This is a genomic window from Acinetobacter sp. BSP-28 (assembly GCF_044130285.1).
In the GTDB taxonomy this organism is placed as follows: Bacteria; Pseudomonadota; Gammaproteobacteria; order Pseudomonadales; family Moraxellaceae; genus Acinetobacter.
The window spans coordinates 41240-59523 of sequence record NZ_JBIQOB010000007.1; the positions used below are offsets into that span (position 1 = coordinate 41240).

At 41.9% G+C, this 18284-nt stretch carries 14 protein-coding genes; 6 read left to right on the plus strand and 8 right to left on the minus strand.

Going from position 1 to position 18284, the window contains the following annotated elements:
* Positions 1–106: 106 nt before the first annotated feature.
* Positions 107–1456, minus strand: coding sequence for an amidohydrolase (locus ACE01R_RS06730; RefSeq protein WP_395550028.1), 1350 nt, complete (start codon positions 1454–1456; stop codon positions 107–109).
* 307 nt (positions 1457–1763) lie between these two features.
* Between ACE01R_RS06730 and ACE01R_RS06735 the strand changes: the two genes are divergently transcribed.
* Positions 1764–2345 (plus strand): hypothetical protein, encoded by a 582-nt coding sequence (locus tag ACE01R_RS06735; protein WP_395549863.1) that lies wholly within the window; start codon positions 1764–1766, stop codon positions 2343–2345.
* 322 nt (positions 2346–2667) lie between these two features.
* On the opposite strand, the gene ruvB is transcribed toward ACE01R_RS06735, so the two are convergent.
* From ruvB to ACE01R_RS06750, 3 genes are all read right to left on the minus strand, one after another.
* Positions 2668–3669 carry a Holliday junction branch migration DNA helicase RuvB gene (gene ruvB / locus ACE01R_RS06740; RefSeq protein ID WP_395549864.1) on the minus strand — a complete coding sequence of 334 codons (1002 nt, stop codon included), beginning with the start codon at positions 3667–3669 and terminating at the stop codon, positions 2668–2670.
* A 214-nt stretch (positions 3670–3883) separates the two neighbouring features.
* Positions 3884–4486 carry a Holliday junction branch migration protein RuvA gene (gene ruvA / locus ACE01R_RS06745; protein WP_395549865.1) on the minus strand — a complete coding sequence of 201 codons (603 nt, stop codon included), beginning with the start codon at positions 4484–4486 and terminating at the stop codon, positions 3884–3886.
* 121 nt (positions 4487–4607) lie between these two features.
* Positions 4608–5948, minus strand: a complete 1341-nt coding sequence (locus tag ACE01R_RS06750; protein ID WP_395549866.1) for a deoxyguanosinetriphosphate triphosphohydrolase — start codon at positions 5946–5948, stop codon at positions 4608–4610.
* A gap of 798 nt (positions 5949–6746) precedes the next feature.
* On the opposite strand from ACE01R_RS06750, the gene purL reads away from it, so the two are divergent.
* Together purL and ACE01R_RS06760 are read left to right on the plus strand one after the other, a co-directional pair.
* Positions 6747–10583: a phosphoribosylformylglycinamidine synthase gene (gene purL / locus ACE01R_RS06755; protein WP_395549867.1), complete on the plus strand. Its 3837-nt coding sequence runs from the start codon at positions 6747–6749 to the stop codon at positions 10581–10583.
* Positions 10584–10805: 222 nt separating this feature from the next.
* Positions 10806–10937 (plus strand): KGW motif small protein, encoded by a 132-nt coding sequence (locus tag ACE01R_RS06760; protein WP_395549868.1) that lies wholly within the window; start codon positions 10806–10808, stop codon positions 10935–10937.
* 218 nt (positions 10938–11155) lie between these two features.
* Here the strand turns inward: ACE01R_RS06760 and ACE01R_RS06765 are convergent, their stop codons facing one another.
* Positions 11156–11803, minus strand: a complete 648-nt coding sequence (locus tag ACE01R_RS06765) for a hypothetical protein (RefSeq protein ID WP_395549869.1) — start codon at positions 11801–11803, stop codon at positions 11156–11158.
* A gap of 144 nt (positions 11804–11947) precedes the next feature.
* A complete protein-coding gene (locus ACE01R_RS06770) occupies positions 11948–14452 on the minus strand; it encodes an acyl-CoA dehydrogenase (RefSeq protein WP_395549870.1) in 2505 nt (834 codons plus the stop codon).
* A gap of 371 nt (positions 14453–14823) precedes the next feature.
* On the opposite strand from ACE01R_RS06770, the gene ACE01R_RS06775 reads away from it, so the two are divergent.
* Positions 14824–15141: an NGG1p interacting factor NIF3 gene (locus ACE01R_RS06775; RefSeq protein ID WP_395549871.1), complete on the plus strand. Its 318-nt coding sequence runs from the start codon at positions 14824–14826 to the stop codon at positions 15139–15141.
* 179 nt (positions 15142–15320) lie between these two features.
* Here the strand turns inward: ACE01R_RS06775 and ACE01R_RS06780 are convergent, their stop codons facing one another.
* Together ACE01R_RS06780 and ACE01R_RS06785 are read right to left on the minus strand one after the other, a co-directional pair.
* A complete protein-coding gene (locus tag ACE01R_RS06780; protein WP_395549872.1) occupies positions 15321–16082 on the minus strand; it encodes a nitroreductase family protein in 762 nt (253 codons plus the stop codon).
* A gap of 95 nt (positions 16083–16177) precedes the next feature.
* Positions 16178–16978, minus strand: a complete 801-nt coding sequence (locus ACE01R_RS06785) for an enoyl-CoA hydratase-related protein (protein ID WP_395549873.1) — start codon at positions 16976–16978, stop codon at positions 16178–16180.
* Between the two features lie 104 nt (positions 16979–17082).
* On the opposite strand from ACE01R_RS06785, the gene ACE01R_RS06790 reads away from it, so the two are divergent.
* Both ACE01R_RS06790 and ACE01R_RS06795 read left to right on the plus strand, forming a co-directional pair.
* Positions 17083–17658: a nicotinate-nicotinamide nucleotide adenylyltransferase gene (locus tag ACE01R_RS06790; protein WP_395549874.1), complete on the plus strand. Its 576-nt coding sequence runs from the start codon at positions 17083–17085 to the stop codon at positions 17656–17658.
* A gap of 51 nt (positions 17659–17709) precedes the next feature.
* A complete protein-coding gene (locus ACE01R_RS06795) occupies positions 17710–18279 on the plus strand; it encodes a YceI family protein (protein ID WP_395549875.1) in 570 nt (189 codons plus the stop codon).
* The last annotated feature ends 5 nt before the right edge of the window (positions 18280–18284 follow it).

Consider the following 18284-nt stretch of genomic DNA (forward strand, 5'->3'; position numbering starts at 1 on the left):
TCCAATGGCACAAGGTTTCAAATGAAATCTATTCTCTATGTCATTAACAAAACATTTAGACATAAAAAAGTGAGCAAAGGATGCTCACTTTTATAACAAAGGTCATTTATTTTTTTGCAGCTTGTACTTTTTTCCAGTCGGCCTGTACCTGTTCGGCAACTTTTGGATAATCCAGAATAAAGCGCACATGGCTTTCTACCCCGGTTTTTAAAGTCGCGTTATCAACGATAAATAAAGGGTTATGGTTAGGTGCAGCTTTCGCCATGTCCTGATCGGCAGGCGTGGCACCTACAAAGACAAACAAAGACGGCATAAGCTGACCATAATAGGAAAAATCTTCACTGGCACTGGCATTGTTGTCCAGCACATGCAGTTTATCTTCGCCATTCACTTGAGCAAGCGTGGGTTGCATCAGCTTGGTTAAGGTTTTGTCATTGGTTGTCACAGGTGCATATGGTGCAATTTCCACTTTTGCAGAAACATCATTGGCTGCGGCATTGTGCTCAATCATTTTCGGTAAGTCTTTTAATATTCCTTGACGCACATCTTCATTATTGGAACGGATCGTGCCCACCATATTCACTTGATCTGGGATGACGTTGCCCGTTGTGCCACCTTGAATACTACCAATACTCACCACGCCCATGCCTTTGGTCAAGTCTGCCTTACGACTGACTAAACTTTGCATGTTGTTGATCATTTGCGAAGAAGCATAGATTGGATCGCGACCCAGCCAAGGCATGGAACCATGTACCTGCTTGCCGTTAACCTGAATGCGTAAATGATCTGCACTGTTCAGAATTGCGCCATCTTTATATAAAATATTGCCACTTGGCATACCCGCCATCACATGCATGCCAAAAATCACTTCTGGTTTTGGATTATTTAAGGCGCCATCGGCAATCATTTTACGTGAACCGATTAAATGACCTTGGCTAAAGTTATCAATATCGGCACCGCCTTCTTCAGCCGGTTGGAATACGAATACCACAGTCCCTGCAATTTTATCTTTATTCGCTGCTAGGGCTTTGGCTGCACCTAACAGCATTGCGGTATGGGCATCGTGACCACAACCATGCATGACATGGGTTTCTTTGCCTTGATAAATAGCTTTGGTTTTACTGGCAAAAGGCAGTCCAGTTTTTTCTTCAATTGGAAGGGCATCCATATCGGCACGTAAAGCCATCACTGGGCCGGGTTTTGCACCTTTCAGTACACCAATTACACCTGTTTTGGCATAACCTTTACGCACTTCAATACCATAAGATTTTAATTCTTTTTGTACCAGCTCAGAAGTTTTGAATTCCATGTTGCCAAGTTCAGGATGCTGATGGATATGTTCCCGTAGCTTAATGGTGTGAGCTTCTACATTTTTAACGGAATCATCAATCCAGTCAGCAAGGCTGAGTTGGCTACAAAAGATAAGTGGAAGACAAAGGGAGATCTGCTTGTACATGTTCATATCTAGGGAAAATCCTGAAGAGTTTGAAATAGTTAAAGTGATTCTCTAGGATTGCATACTGATGTAAATTCAACCAAAACCCTCTAAGTATGTGGTGATACTTTTAAGGTATATTAAGTATTAATGTTTGTTCTCAAAGGGCTTTATTCGATTTTTTACATTGTAAAATTATGTATTTCATGTGAAAGTGGGTTTATAAAATTTGTATATAACACTAACTTTTTGAATCTATGCTTAGCGATTTCATTTGATTCAAGCTATGGATGGTGCATTGCATTACGGTTAAATATTCGAGTTTAAAATGAACCGTTTTTTGAAATATCTCATCATTTTCGCCCTGGGTTTTGCCCTGTGGTCATATTGGCTGAAACCGGATAAGGGGATTTCAGAGGCTTCTGATTATCAATCAGCTCAAGGAGTCCATCAGTTTGATGGTTATAGTATGAAAAATCTTGAAGCATATGCTGGCGAGTTTCGGGTTTTATCACGAGAAGATTATAGTTTTGGGCGAGAGGCGGAACTCAGCCCTGTTGATTTTGCTTTGGGATGGGGAAACATGACCAATCCTGCTGTTTATAAACAGTTGTCGATCAGTCAGAGTAACCGCTGGTATTACTGGCGTTATGAAAATGCACCACCCATTCCAGTCAATGAAATTTCCACGCACAGTGCCAATACGCACTTGATTCCTGCATCAAAACAGATTGCAAAGCAGCTGAAAGCTATTGATCAAGATGATTTGATTTATTTGAAAGGTCAGTTAGTGGAAGTCAAAGCACAAGATGGATGGACATGGCGGAGTTCTTTAAGTCGTGAAGATACGGGGAATGGAGCGTGTGAGTTGATGCTGGTGGAAGAGGTGAGGGTGATTTCTAAGTCTTAGGGCCTTTATTTATAGTGGTGCTAGTTTGTTAATCAAACAGCAGCTATATGCTTTGATTTTGTGCTTATAAGAAATTTTAGAATCCTCTTAGATAAATTATAAGATTTCACTGCCACAATTTTTCAATAAAATTGAAATGCATTTGTGTAGGCAAAGTCTTACTTTTGAGAGGCCAAAAGTAAGCAAAAGCCTTTGTTACCCATACACAACATCCTTGTTGTGATGGCTAACGTGTGGCATCCCTGCCACACTCGTGTATCCAAAGCTTGCTTAAATTAAGCTATGAAATACTAGTGAACCTAAGTTGTTTTTAAATCATTTATCACTTCGGTTCAGGCGGCGTCATGCCAAACTGCAAATATGCCATATTGGTGGCAATACGACCTCGTGCAGTACGCATGGTATAGCCTTGCTGAATCAGATATGGCTCAATGACATCTTCCAATGTACCTGAATCTTCCGCCATTGCTGCAGCCAAAGCTTCTACACCGGCTGGACCGCCATCGAAACGCTCAAGCAGCATACTTAAGTAACGACGGTCTAAAGTGTCTAAACCATCTTTATCGACATTCAGCATATCCAGTGCACGTTGTGCCATTTCCTGAGTCACTTCGCCCGTACCTTTGACTTGGGCGTAGTCACGCACGCGTCGTAATAAACGGTTGGCAATACGCGGTGTGCCACGTGCACGACGGGCAATTTCTTGTGCACCATCAGCCGTCATCGGAACATCCATCAACGATGCTGAACGCGACACAATATGAGTCAGGTCGGCAACTGAATAAAATTCCAAACGCTGCACAATACCAAAACGGTCACGTAGTGGAGAGGTGAGTAAGCCCGCACGTGTGGTGGCCGCAACCAAGGTAAATGGTGGTAAATCCAGTTTGATTGAACGTGCGCCAGGGCCTTCACCAATCATGATATCCAGCTGATAATCTTCCATCGCTGGATACAGGATTTCTTCAATTACAGGAGAAAGACGGTGAATTTCATCAATAAAGAGTACATCGCCTTCTTCCAGATTGGTCAGCATCGCGGCTAAATCACCCGCACGTTCAAGGACCGGACCAGAAGTGGATTTTAAATTACCGCCCATTTCCCGTGCGATAATATTCGCAAGCGTGGTTTTACCCAAACCCGGGGGACCAAAAATAAGGGTATGGTCGAGTGCTTCGCCACGACCACGGGCTGCGCCAATAAAGATTTCCATTTGCTCGCGGACCACGGGCTGACCGATGTAGTCATCGAGGGAAGTGGGGCGAATGGCACGATCAAAATGATCTTCAGGTTTTTCAGAACCACTGATGAGACGGTCTTGCATATGTGTTTAATCTATCTCTTTACGGTCATTTGAGGTGGATTAATTCACAGCCTCAAAAAACTTTTAGGTTTTATATGCCTTTGTGTAGGCAATTTTCACTTTTGACTGGGCAAAAGTGACAAAACCCATTTGTTAAACTGATGCTACATCCTTGTAGCACAGTTTAACGGCGACATCCATGTCGCCTGCGTGTATCCAAGATTGTTGGACATTTTTATTTATTCATCGATTTTAATGCAGCGCGAATAATGTCGCTGGCTTCAGTAAAGTCCGCTTTAACTGCATTAATCAGTTTTTGTGCTTCAGCAGGTTTGTAACCTAAAGACTGTAAAGCTGCTTCGGCTTCTGCGACGGCAGAATTACCCGTAAACTGAATTTGTGGTGCTGTTGAATTGGTCGGAACATTGCCAGCAGACATGGCTTTGAAGCGGTCACGAAGTTCAATCATCAAGCGTTCTGCGGTTTTCTTCCCAACGCCTGGCACTTTAACCAGTGTATTTACATCTTCATGTTCAACGGTATGAATCAGCATTTCTACACTTAAAGTCGACAAAATACCGAGTGCCATTTTAGGACCAACACCGTTGACTTTCAGCAGGGTACGGAAAATGGTTTTCTCTTGCGCATTTAAAAAGCCATAGAGCAATTGAGCATCCTCACGAACGGCTAAATGCGTCCATAGGGTAACTTTCTGGCCTTTTTGTAATTGGCAAAATGTGGAAAGCGGGGTGTCGATCTCGTAGCCTACACCATTTACATTTAATAATACTGTTGGTGCTTCTAAAGCCAACACCTCGCCAATAAGACATCCAATCATGTTGATTTATTCACTTATCTATCGTTCGTTGCATAGTAGAGAGCATTTGTCATAAAGGCAAAATGCTCTCGCATAATTTGTTTAAATTCGAAGGAATATTAACCTGTAACTGTTGAAAAAATTAGATCAAGCCTGCCTTATTTCCCTGTAACTCTTGTGACAGGTTGTAGGCCTGATGGTCCGAGAATTTTGAAATAATGTCCAACACCTGCATAATATTTTCATAGTGATTACTTTGAAAATTGACTCCGGCACGTTGTAACATCGACATCAAGCGCTGTTCTTTAAAGCTCAAGGTCTTATGGGGCGTGGTCAGCGGAATAAAGGCATCTAAAATGTTTTGGAGACTTTGATGGGCAATAATTTCCAGACCCGCCTTTTGCGGATGTTCAAAAATCTTGTCACGCGCCAGATTTTTTGCGCGTTCAATACCGCGTTCAATATCTTCGGAACAATATTGCAATAAACTGCCTTTGAGTTGTCCTGATAAAATTTCAAAGTGGTGTTTGGCAAAAGCACTGGTCACTTCATCTACCAGCCGTTTCATTACCCGCCCTCGTAAAGCAGCAATTTTTTGCTGCCAGGTCGTGGTTGGCATAGACAGTTCTTCTGGTCTGCCATAATCTGCAATCAGGTCGAGGAAAACGGGTTCCACTTCTTCATAAGAGAGCATATTTAAGATAATGCCATCTTCCAGATCAATCAGTGCATAACAGATATCATCGGCTGCTTCGAGTAAATAAGTCAGCGGATGACGGCAATAGTGATATTCACCCAGCTGGATGAGTCCGAGCTGTTCAGCAATTTGCTTGAGAGTCTCTTTTTCAGACTGGTAACAGCCAAATTTTGCCCGTTGACTGGCTGGACGATCACCTTGTGAGGCAATGGTTTTAGATAACCATGGGTATTTTAAGTAAGCCCCTAAGGTGGCATAAGTTAGACGCATGCCACCGTCATTCGGATGATAATCGATCTTTGTCAGTAAGCGTAAACCTTGGGCATTGCCTTCGAACTGGCGTACATCGGCCTGTTCTTCCGGGGTGAGTTTTTTTAAAAAATTGCCATGTGAGGCATCGTCAAACCATTCACGTATCGCATATTCTCCGGCATGACCAAAAGGTGGGTTGCCAATATCATGCGCCAGACAGGCAGCCTGAATAATAGCCCCAACATCGGCAGGGGAAATCCACGCAGGGAGTTGATTTTTAATTTTTTCCGCGGCCAGCATGCCCAGTGAACGACCAATACAGGAGACTTCCAGAGAATGGGTTAAACGGGTATGAATACCATCGTGCTGTGTCAGCGGATGAACCTGAGTTTTACGGTTCAGCTGGCGAAAACTTTGTGAAAAAATAATGCGGTCGTAATCTTTATGGAATGGGCTACGTGCCTGTTCTGAACTTTGTTTTTTGCTACCAATACGAACCGTCGAAAGCAGTTCTAACCAACGCATTTGTTCCATTTATCATTATTCAGTGATGACCTGAATGCATCATGCCAAAAAAAAGTCCAAGCGACTAGAGCAGGGCGACATGATTTGTCTTTCTGATAATGCACTGAACTGTGTGCTAGTGCTTGAGCTCAATCATTTATTCAAGAGATCTCTTTCATGAATCAAAAAATGTTCAATATTAGATTTTTTTAAATCAGCACTGCCTTATTTGATTGTTACGATTTTGATACCTTTGCATAGGCAATATCTCTACTTTTGAGAGGTCAAAATGAGGATCTCAAAATATATTTTGAGTCCGCAAGAAAAACCTTTTGTTTCCCATACACAACATCCTGAGCCAGTTTTAAGCACTGCTTTAAAATGCAGCGCAAGGGATGGGAAACGTGTGGCATTCATGCCACACTCATGAATCCAATGCCGACTAAAATCTATTTTTAATTATTGGTATTGTTAACAACTTGTAGTCATTGAAAAATGATTTAGGAAAAAAAATTCTAAGATTTTAAGCATAATAAAACGATGAAAAAATGCTGAATTACGCAATGCTTGTTCAAAGATAATGAATTGAACTTAAACCCAGATTTTCCAATCATATTTAGAAACAAGATACTGATCGCCTAAAATTTTCATGTGATTAAAAATTTTTATATGAAAATTAAAGTTTTCTGCAATGTTCTGGAGTGAATACATGACACATTCATGAATTTCTATCTAGCTGATTTTGCCAATACGCAGTAGAATATGCGCTCTCTCTAAGTCACATTGGCGGTATGGTCCAAAAGACCTGCCCGTGGAGCCAAAATCAGCATGTTTATCGTGGCCGGTGCACCAGCACACTCTTCTTTTAAGAAAACTCAACTCTTAAACCGTCTCGCGTCAATGAGTTCTGTTCAATCAATTGAAAGTCAATGGATTTATCTGTTTGATCAAGCGCTCAACGAGCAGCAGCATCAATCTGCATTACAACTATTAAACGATGGTGCTTCTTTTGAAGTCCGCCAAGCGGAAAATGATGAAATTCAGATTCTTGTTACGCCACGTTTAGGCACGATTTCGCCGTGGTCTTCTAAAGCGACTGACATTTTTGCCAACTGTAATACTCCGATACACCGCCTTGAACGCGGTGTTTTGTTTACTTTAAAAGGTATTTCTGAAGTATCTAATGAAGTTAAACAGGTTTTACATGACCGTATGACTGAAAGCGTGTTCAATCATATTGATGATGCTGCAGCTTTATTTGTTGAAACTGAACCAAAACCTTTAAATAGCATTGATATTTTAGGTCAGGGTAAAGCAGCACTTGTTAAAGCCAACTCTGAATTTGGTTTTGCCTTGTCAGATGAAGAAATTGATTATTTAACCGCAGCATTTAACAAGCTGGGTCGCAATCCACATGACATCGAATTGATGATGTTTGCTCAAGCCAACTCTGAGCATTGCCGTCATAAAATCTTCGGTTCAGAATGGACAATTGATGGTGAAAAACAGCCATTATCATTGTTCCAAATGATCAAGAACACTTATAAAGAATCTCCAACAGACGTGTTGTCAGCATATAAAGACAACGCATCTGTCATCGTGGGCTTTGACACACAGCGTTTCTATCCTAAAAAAGATAACGAAACAGGTCACCACGTTTATAAATACAAGAGCCAAGCTGCTCACATCCTGATGAAAGTGGAAACCCACAACCATCCAACAGCGATTGCACCATTTGCCGGTGCTGCGACAGGTTCAGGCGGTGAAATCCGTGATGAAGGCGCAACGGGTCGTGGTGGTAAACCAAAAGCTGGCTTAACCGGTTTCACGGTGTCTAACCTGAATATTCCAGGCTTTGAACAACCTTGGGAAGAAAACTACGGTAAACCATCGCGTATGGCATCTCCACTTCAAATCATGATTGAAGGACCATTGGGGGGTGCTGCATTTAACAACGAATTTGGTCGTCCAGCCTTAAATGGTTATTTCCGTACTTTCGAACAAAACGTCAATGGTGAAGTGAAAGGTTTCCATAAACCAATCATGATTGCCGGTGGTTACGGTAACATCCGTCCTGATCATGTTGAAAAAGATGCCATCCAACCGGGCGACTTGTTAATCGTTCTTGGTGGTCCTGCAATGTTGATCGGCCTAGGTGGCGGTGCAGCATCTTCTGTAGATAGCGGTAAATTGGGTGAAAACCTGGATTTCGCTTCTGTACAGCGTGAAAACCCGGAAATGGAACGTCGTTGTCAGGAAGTGATTGATGCTTGCTGGCGCATGGAAGATTTCAACCCGATCGTGTCTGTACATGACGTCGGTGCGGGCGGTATCTCAAATGCCATGCCTGAGCTTGTGAATGATCACGAGTTAGGTGCAGTGCTTGACCTTCGCAAGATTCCTTCATTAGAGCCAGGCATGTCTCCAATGGAAATCTGGTCGAACGAAGCGCAAGAACGTTATGTATTGGCGATTCGTCCAAGTTCTTTAAGCCTGTTTGAATCTCTTTGTGCACGTGAGCGTTGTCCGTTTGCGGTGTTGGGTGAAGCGACTGAAGCACGTCATTTGACTGTTGAAGATCCATTGTTTGAAAATAAAGCCGTGGATATGCCAATGCAGGTGATGCTTGGCGGTACACCACGCATGAGCCGTTCATATGAAACCATTGAACGCAAAGGCGACGACTTCGATGCATCTAAAGTCACTGATTTGAAAGATGCGATTTTCCGCGTTCTTAAAAACCCGACCGTTGCTTCTAAATCATTCCTGATCACCATCGGTGACCGTTCGATTACCGGTATGGTTGCACGTGACCAGATGGTGGGTCCTTGGCAAGTTCCTGTAGCAGATGCTGCAGTCACTACAACCAGCCTTGTCGGTTACACGGGTGAAGCGATGGCGATGGGTGAGCGTCCACCGGTTGCATTGTTAAATCCTGCGGCATCTGCACGTTTGGCTGTAGCTGAGTCGATTAGCAACATCATGTCTGCAAAAATCGAGCAGATTAGCGACATTAAATTGTCTGCTAACTGGATGGCAGCAGCAGGTCAACCAGGTGAAGATCAGGCATTGTTCGAAGGTGTTAAAGCCATCGGTATGGAAATGTGTCCTGCACTGGGTATCGCTATTCCTGTAGGTAAAGATTCATTGTCGATGCGTACCACCTGGAATGATGAAGGCGAAAATAAAGCCGTAACATCTCCAATGTCTGGCGTGATCACTGCATTTGCACCAGTGACTGATGTTCGTCAAACATTGACCCCTGAACTGAAAAATGAAGAGTCTGTACTGGTACGTATCGATTTGTCTAAAGGTCAGTTCCGTCTAGGCGGTTCGATCTTGGCTCAGGTTTATAAAGCGATTGGTTCAGTAACACCTGACGTTGATAGCTTCGATGACTTCAAAGCATTCTTTGCTTTAGTTCAAGACTGGAACAACCGTGGCTTGATCAAGGCTTACCATGACATCGGTGATGGTGGTTTACTGGCGACTGTTGCAGAAATGATGTTTGCTTCACGTCTGGGTGTAGCACTTGAAGATCAATCAACAGAAGCTTTATTTGCTGAAGAAATTGGTGCTGTACTGCAAATCGCAACTAGCGATTGGGAAGAATTACAGGCAGAAATCGCTGAATCTTCACTTAAAGATGCTATCTCTGTAGTAGGTAAAGTGAACAATACTGACCAATTGACTATCAATGGTCTGGTACTTGAACGTGCTGACTTGCAAGTGGCTTGGACTGAAGTTTCGCATCAAATCCAACGTTTGCGTGACAATTCTGAAACAGCAGATTCAGAATTTGCTTTAATCACAGACAAGAATCACAAAGGTATTATTGCTCAGCCGACATTTGACCTGAATGAACCGGTTGAAGCGCCGTTTATTAATTCACGTCGTCCAAACATGGTGATTTTGCGTGAACAGGGCGTAAACGGTCATGTGGAAATGGCTGCGGCATTCGACAAAGTTGGCTTCAACACTGTTGACGTGCACATGAGCGACTTGCTTGCTGGCCGTATCAGTCTGGATGACTTTGAAGGTATTGTGGCTTGTGGCGGTTTCTCTTACGGTGACGTAATGGGCGCAGGCGGTGGTTGGGCTAAATCAGTTCTATTCAACCCTAAACTACGTGATCAGTTCGAGAAATTCTTCCATCGTCAAGAAACCTTCTCATTGGGTATCTGTAACGGTTGTCAAATGTTGTCGCAATTGGCTCCACTGATTCCTGGTGCTGATGCTTGGCCACGTTTCCACCGCAACACTTCAGAAGTGTTTGAGGCGCGTGCTGTTAACGTACGTGTGGAAAAATCTCACTCGATTCTGTTAGATTGTATGGAAGGTTCGATTTTACCAATCGCGGTTGCGCATGGTGAAGGTCGTGTGGTTGCTACTGAAGACAAGATTGCTGCGTTAAATGCCGGCAATCAAGTTAGCTTACGTTATGTAGATAGCTTAGGTAATCCTACACAGCAATATCCATTGAACCCGAACGGTTCACCAGAAGCGATTACTGGTGTGACTTCGAAAGATGGTCGTGCAACGATTATGATGCCACACCCTGAACGTAACTTCCGTGCTGTTCAGCATTCCTGGAAGCCTGAAGAGTGGACTGAAGATGGTGCATGGTTACGCATGTTCCGCAATGCACGTAAGTTCATTGGTTAATCTTCCCTAAGATGCTGAAAAAGCCACCTTCGGGTGGCTTTTTTATTTTGTACATATTTTTTATTTTATTTTTATTTCTCCCGCTGGACTTGGTTTGGATTTTGCTTTTATATTGGTGTAAAAGATGATTTGTGTGTTTTATGCACAATCATGATGCAATATGGAAGAAAGATGGTTCACTAAATATAAGTTCAGGATTGAATCTCTAAGCGAGGTGACACAATGCCAAAAACTGCAATATATACAAATGTTGATAAAGCGACTTTACGTAAGAAAGGCTGGATGTTTTTTATGGCAGTCGTAGGACTACAAATGTTGTTCTTGATCGGTAATTATTTGCTGCAAAGTTCTTAATTTTTAGATTGAAAAAAGCCACTGTGAGGTGGCTTTTTTTGTGTTGGATATCTTAATAAAGTCACAGCTTCGCTGATTGTGCGAAATTTTAATAAATAACGCGTAGGCGATGTCTTACTTTTGAAGCATCAAAAGTAACAAAAATGCTTTGTCTTCCTGATATGCCATCCTTGGCATAAAGGAAGACATTGCGACATCCATGTCGCTAGTCATGTGATTTAATCTTTGAAAATTTTTTCGTAGAATTCAATAAATTCATTTTGAATTAAATATTCATGGTTCTTAAAATTTAAAAGTAAATCAGAATCACCAAAACTTGGTTCAAATCTTCGTTCAACAAAACCAAAACTTATAAAATCCATATTTAAAAAGGGTACTGATGCACCTCCTTCAAAATCTATATTCTCGTTATATAAATCATTTAACTGAATTATTTGTGAGAACAGATGCTGGTTAAGTTTAGTAATAATATAAGTAAATTTATCAAAATCTTGCTTTGAAATTTCTAGGTTTTTAAACAGTACCGTGGTTCGACCTATCATTCGTGCCTGTTTTTGTAAATATGTTTGGTCAAGAATTCCTAAAATTTCATAACCTAATTCTGTATTATCTTTGTCTTTAAAAAATTTTTCGATAAATCCATTATTTATATTTTCTGTTTCTTGAATAAAGGCTAATAATTGACGTTGATCTTTTGCAGTCTTATAGTTTGATATCGCTTTTGTTAATCCTAGTACTACTGAAGCAACAGGAACTGATTTAGCTAAATCTTCAACAAATGTTGTTGCTGATTTAAAAATTAACTCATCAGCAATATTTTCTGCAGTTGATAAGGCTATTTCATTAATATTTTGTTTATTAGACACAGCTCATCTTTCTTATAGGTAATTATGACTGAAAAGATCATAACTAAACTTCGGTAAAGTTTAAATAATCAGATTAAGTAACTTACTAGAATGGTAACTATAAAAAAAACGGCTTCAACAAGCCGTTTTTTATTACCAAAATTTTTATGGTGCTAACGGTTCTTGCTGCTTTGGATCAGGCATAGGCGCGGATTCTTCCTCATTATTATAAGGATTTTCTAGTTCCAAAGCTTGATCAAGCTCAGAATCAAAAACGTCGGTCAGCATACTGTCGTAACGTTTTGCATTATAGGTCAGTAGACTAGAGGCTTCCTGTTGAGTGATAAAACCCGTTTCTACCGCATCCCTAATACGTTTATCAAAAGTTAAACCTTTAAACTGTCCTTTCGATTCCGCTTTCTTGAACTTGTCCCAAAGCGGTTCTAACTCAAGCAACATGTTAAAGGTTGATTCCATACGACCCGTAACATCATCTTCGACTGTATTATAAAACACGTGTTTTTTCAGTTCATCGCGGAACGCATTGTCCTGCATAATGATCTCGCCAGCCTGTTGTTTCAACGCATCGCTTGGTTTATTAACAGGACGACCGAGCGGGAAACAGATGAATTTGACTAAGCCAGCCGCAATGCCGACGGGGAAATTTTCAAACAGGCCATAAAAGGCTTCCTGCGCATTAAACAGCGATTTTTCCAGTGCCAGTTTGGCATGTACCTGTTCAGCTTTAGTCTTTTTGCCATGTTCATAATATTTCAGAATTGCGGTACTAATGAACAGGTTCGCATGTATATCGGCCAGACGACCCGAAAGCATTTCTTTGCGTTTAATATCACCGGCAAGCAGACCCAAACACATATCGGCAGTCACTGAAAAATCAGCACTTAAACGGTTAATGATTTTGTAATAGGGACGGCTAAATTCATCGGCACTTTTTGGTGCATCAGATGAGCCACCGATATAGCCATAGGCAAATGCACGTGCGGTCCGGTTAAAAGTATAGCCTAAGTGCTTGAACAGCATATCGTTAAAGGTAGTCAGGGCGGCATCTTTATCCTTGGCTTGCAGCAGTTGCAATTCCTCAAACAGATAGGGATGACATCGCATAGAACCCTGACCAAAAATCATTAAGGAACGACTGAGGATATTGGCACCTTCAACGGTAATCGATACTGGAATAGCCAGATAGTACAGGGCAAGAAAATTACGTGGGCCAAGTTGAACGGCACGACCACCAACCACATCCATACCATGATTGACTACACGGCGCATGGTTTCGGTGGCATAGTATTTGGCCATGGCTGTCATCACCGCAGGTTTGCCACCCTGATTGAGTCCGCAAGTCACCAGGTAACGAAAAGCTTCTAGCATATAAGTATCACTGGCAATATCACTGGTGGCTTCCTGTACACCTTCAAATTTACCTACGGAAATTTTGAATTGCTGACGGATTTTGGCAAAAGCGCCTACGTTTAGATAGGTCATTTCACTGGCCGCAGTCGATAAGGCAGGCAGGGAAATACCGCGACCGACTGCCAGACATTCCATCAGCATGCGCCAGCCTTTACCAATATTTTCAGCACCGCCGATAATCCAGTCCAGTGGTATAAATACATCCTTGCCATCTACCGTTCCGTTCATAAATGGAGATCCCGGATTGTGCCGAGCCCCCACTTTGACTCCTTCATGGCTGGCAGGAATCAGGGCACAGGTAATGCCATATTCCATCTTGTTTTTATCACCTAATAGTCCATCTGGATCATACAGTTTGAAAGCCAAGCCAATCACGGTGGCAATTGGGGCAAGGGTAATCCAGCGTTTGGAAAAATTCATGCGTAAACCAAGCACTTGCTGACCTTCAAATTCACCATAACAGACCACGCCAGTATCTGGAATTGCACCGGCATCGGAACCGGCTTCAGGACTGGTTAGGCCAAAACAGGGAATCTCTTCACCCTTGGCCAAACCCGGTAAATAACGATTTTTTTGTTCTTCCGTTCCGTAATGCAGTAATAGTTCACCCGGCCCTAAAGAGTTAGGCACCATACAACTCACGGCAGCGGTCAATGAGCGAGAGGCAATTTTGCTCATAATCCGGCTTTGCGCAAATGAACTAAAGTCACGGCCATCATATTCTTTGGGAATAATCAGTCCCAAGAAACCATTTTCACGAATGTAGCTCCATACTTCAGGGGGTAAGTGTTTGTAATGATGATGAATATCCCAGTCATTCAGCATGGTGCATAAGTGTTCTACTTCATGATCTAAAAAAGACTGTTCCTCTGCTGAGAGTACTGGATAGGGATAGCTTTCAAATTTAGACCAGTCGGGTGCGCCCATAAACAGGTCTTTTTCCCACCAACTGGTGCCTGCATCTAAAGCCTCACGCTCAGTGGTGCTCATTGTCGGCATGGCATTCGCCAGAGCCTTATACGCAGGTTTGGTCATCAATGCCATTCGTAATGAATCAATCATGATGACCAGACTCAGCAGAATAAGCGGAATCCCGATAATGAGTGACCAAGGGCTAATAAATGCAGTGATGACAGCTACAATAATGGTTGTGATTGCACCTGCATTACGGCTCAAACCAAAAAAGAAAATCGCCCATACTGTAAAAAATTGAATAAGCAGACTGATGATGAATAACATTGATTTTTCTCCAGTTGCTTACACCAGCTGAAAGTCAGAGAAACAGTAAACGGTACCTGAAATACCTAGACTTCATGTTGAACTGTTTTATTGGAATGACTATGGGTGTAATAAAAATATTGTTGTAAAGACTGAGATGAAATTCAAAAATGCTTTGAGTTAGAGGAGAGAAAGTGGAGTATTTTTTAAAATAGAGTGTTTTTTAATCGATGTAAAAGCTTGAACTGTCAGAGAAATGTCAAGAAAAGTAATATTGGCTTGTATTTAAAATGATTATTTTTATGCATTTTGGATGATTCAATGAAAAGCTGTAGAGATAAAGCATGGTGTGGTACTAAGATAATCGTATCTGAACTTTATTTATGAAGAACATGTTAAAACTGATCTATTACGTTCCAGAGTCACACCTTGAATCAACCAAAAACGCTGTATTTCAAGTAGGGGCAGGTGGGGTAGGTAACTATGAGCATTGTGCCTGGCAGGTTCTGGGTACAGGGCAATTTAAGCCTCTGAAAGGGGCGAATCCGTTTATTGGTGAAGTCGGAGAGCTGGAACAGGTAGAAGAATGGCGGGTAGAAACCATTGTGCCGGAAGATCATGCATCGGATGTGGCAAAAGCTCTCAAGGCTAGCCATCCGTATGAAGAGCCTGCGTTTGAGTTTGTTCAGATAGTAGATATAAATTATTGACGATATTTGATTTGGGAAAGGGTGATATGGATGTCACCCGCTAGCCAGAGGTTCAGGGATGAACCTTCTGGCTAGCAAAGGGTTTTGGTTACTTTGACCCTTCAAAGTAACGTAAACGCCTACACAAATTAAAAGTGAGTTATGACAGCTTACGGGGCTGTGCCGATTTGCAATTAAAATCAAACCTTCTGAACAAACAACTCACGCTCAAAACGGTATTGTGGGAAGAACACACCATCCGCTGCACGTTCACCGGCAGCAATCACCATGACCGGATATTGCTGGTCATTCAGATTTAAAATTTTATTGACCAACGGCTCATCAAAACCTTCCATCATGCAACTGTCAAAACCATAGGCACGTAAAGCTAAAACCAGATTTTCACAAGCGAGAGCCGTGGTTTTAGTAGCCCAAAGCTTTGCATCAGCAGGATTAAAAGCAGTCACAGGCAATTGCTTGTCTAAGGTACGTGCAACTTTGAAAGCCACTTTCTTAAAGTTACCTATTACATTGAAGTAACCGGTTTTATAATTATATGGAATAAATTTGTAATACTTCTGTACCGCAGCAGGCGCTTCAGGAAATGGAAACTCGGAAATATTCATCTTCGCCATTTCATCAATACGATCGGTACGTGCGATACAGACAATTAATTCTGAAGCTGTTTTTGCTGCAAGCTGGCTTAAACAGGCTTTGACCAGTTGTTTCTTTTTGGAAGGGGTCTGCACCACATAAAAAGTCCAAGGCTGTAAATTGGATGAGTTTGGTGCAAGCAAGGCAAGGTCTAAACAATCATCTAGTACTTCCGCAGGAATAGGCTTTTTCGTAAATTTACGTACCGAACGACGGCTTTTCACGACTTTTTTAAAGTTTTCGACATCAATATCTTGTGGAGCAGGTTCAAAGTAGCGTTTCTTTTCAGTTTTGCTTTGACTCGTCATTGTATGTTCCATAGCAGTTTTATTGAATTATTGGGGTAGAAATGAAAAAAACCACTCAGTATATAAATGCTGAGTGGTTTTTATGAATTTTTCAATTAATTAAACTGAGCAAAATCCGGTTTACGCTTTTGCATAAATGCTGCAATGGCTTCTGCCATTTCTGGTGAAGAAACCCGTTTCATAAAGATTTCGGCTTCATCATCAATACAATCAATAATCTCTTGCAGATTATGCTTCATCAAGGCCTTGGTTTGCTTGATTGAAGCCAATGGCAGTGCAGCCAAAGTTTGTGCCTGTTTCAGGGCAGTTGCATATACATCATCTTCAATGCTATTCACAATGCCAGCACTTAAGGCTTTGTCGCTATTAAATTTCTGTGCAGTAAACAGCAGTTCAGCCGCTTTATGATATCCCGCTTGCTGGATCAGTAATTTGCTTGAAGCACCTTCAGGAGAAAGTCCAAGGCTGACAAATGGAATCTGGAACAGGGCAGTGTTATCGCTATACACCAGGTCAGCATGCAGTAAAATTGTTACCCCGATACCGATCGCAACACCACGAACAGCAGCAATTAACGGCTTGGAAAATTTTGCGGCAGATTTTAAAACCACAAATGGAGGTGCATCACCAGCTTTGCCTGCAAGAGGCGTCTGGATAAACTTCATGAAATCCTGCATGTCGTTACCGGCACTGAAATCAGCATCCGCACCACGTAAAATCACCACGCGAACGTCTTTATCCTGATCGGCTTCATCCAGTGCCTGGGCAATTTTTAAATAGAGTTCACCGTATAACGCATTTTTAGCTTCAGGACGATGAATGGCTAAGGTCAGTACGCCATGCTCTAAATTCGCATTTAAATGTTGATGTGGTTGTTGAATACAGCTCAGTGTCATCGTACTATCCTTGCTTTAAAACTTAATTTGATTTTATGGCGTTTATTATGTCGCATATTTATTGGGGCGGCACAACTCACGAGTCATAAAAAACTTGATCTGTTATGAACTATACATTCGATTATCTGGTTTTCATTGGTCGCTTTCAGCCTTTTCATCTGGCACATATGCAAACAATTAAAATTGCCTTGCAACAAAGCCAAAAGGTGATTTTGGCTTTGGGCTCAGCGCAAAATGAACGGAATATTAAAAATCCATTTAGTGCAGCTGAACGTGAACAGATGATTTTGTCCAATTTTTCAGAAGCGGATCAGAGTCGGGTCAAGTTTGTGCATGTGATTGATGTCTATGATGATCAAAAATGGCAACAACTGGTGCAATCTCTGGTAGCGGGCGTAGTAGAGCCTGATGCCAAAGTTGGCTTGATTGGTCATTTTAAGGATGAATCTTCTTATTATCTCAAGCTGTTCCCTGAGTGGGAGATGGTGGAGCTGGATAGCCTGGTTGGCGCAATTTCAGCAACACCACTGCGTGAAGCGTATTATCGTGGTGAAATTATCGAATCTGCTTTTCCTTTGGGCACCAGTGAGTTTTTACACAAATTTCAGAATACCTCCACTTATCAACAATTGCAGCACAAATACCTGACACAAGATAAAACCAATCTGGAACAATCTTAAGTAAGCTCATAGGTCGAGGCAGAACATTGCCACGACGCAGGAGTGGATAAGATGAATATCCAAACCACATTGCAAAGTGTGTTGATTGCCGCTGCAATTAATCTAAGTATCGCTGTGCAGGTCCATGCACAGGAGTGGATACTGACGCCACAAACCTATGTGGGATTTGATGTGAAGTCGATGGGTTTTTCTATCGTGAAAGGAAAATTTGAGCAGGTTCAGTCCAGTATGCGCTTTGATCCGGCAGCGCCTCAAAATGCCTCGGCCCAGTTTTTGATGGATGTAAATAGCCTAAGCTTGAGCAAGCCTTCACTGGAAGATATGATTTTCGGTGAAGATTTATTTTATGTCGAAAAATATCCCACTGCGACTTTTAACAGTCATGAGTTTGTATCTTTAGGGAATAATCAATACAGGATTAAAGGGGATCTGACTTTGCGCGGGATTACCCGGCCGGTGATTCTAGATACTTCGTTAAAACCTAATCCATCTGACCCACAACTCATAGATGTTCAATCCAAAACCGTGCTGAACCGTAGCGATTTTGGCATGAAAAAAGCATTTGCAGGTATTGGTGAAAAGGTGAATATTGAAGTATCTGGACAATGGCAATTGAAATAATAGCT

Bases quoted from the DNA above. Each gene is read 5' to 3' on its own strand.
- purL (WP_395549867.1), top strand. From the start codon at position 6,747: ATGTTTATCGTGGCCGGTGCACCAGCACACTCTTCTTTTAAGAAAACT.
- ACE01R_RS06775 (WP_395549871.1), top strand. From the start codon at position 14,824: ATGTTAAAACTGATCTATTACGTTCCAGAGTCACACCTTGAATCAACC.
- ACE01R_RS06785 (WP_395549873.1), bottom strand. From the start codon at position 16,978: ATGACACTGAGCTGTATTCAACAACCACATCAACATTTAAATGCGAAT.
- ACE01R_RS06735 (WP_395549863.1), top strand. From the start codon at position 1,764: ATGAACCGTTTTTTGAAATATCTCATCATTTTCGCCCTGGGTTTTGCC.
- ruvA (WP_395549865.1), bottom strand. From the start codon at position 4,486: ATGATTGGATGTCTTATTGGCGAGGTGTTGGCTTTAGAAGCACCAACA.
- ACE01R_RS06730 (WP_395550028.1), bottom strand. From the start codon at position 1,456: ATGTACAAGCAGATCTCCCTTTGTCTTCCACTTATCTTTTGTAGCCAA.
- ACE01R_RS06750 (WP_395549866.1), bottom strand. From the start codon at position 5,948: ATGGAACAAATGCGTTGGTTAGAACTGCTTTCGACGGTTCGTATTGGT.
- ACE01R_RS06780 (WP_395549872.1), bottom strand. From the start codon at position 16,082: ATGACGAGTCAAAGCAAAACTGAAAAGAAACGCTACTTTGAACCTGCT.
- ACE01R_RS06795 (WP_395549875.1), top strand. From the start codon at position 17,710: ATGAATATCCAAACCACATTGCAAAGTGTGTTGATTGCCGCTGCAATT.
- ACE01R_RS06760 (WP_395549868.1), top strand. From the start codon at position 10,806: ATGCCAAAAACTGCAATATATACAAATGTTGATAAAGCGACTTTACGT.
- ACE01R_RS06790 (WP_395549874.1), top strand. From the start codon at position 17,083: ATGAACTATACATTCGATTATCTGGTTTTCATTGGTCGCTTTCAGCCT.
- ruvB (WP_395549864.1), bottom strand. From the start codon at position 3,669: ATGCAAGACCGTCTCATCAGTGGTTCTGAAAAACCTGAAGATCATTTT.
- ACE01R_RS06770 (WP_395549870.1), bottom strand. From the start codon at position 14,452: ATGTTATTCATCATCAGTCTGCTTATTCAATTTTTTACAGTATGGGCG.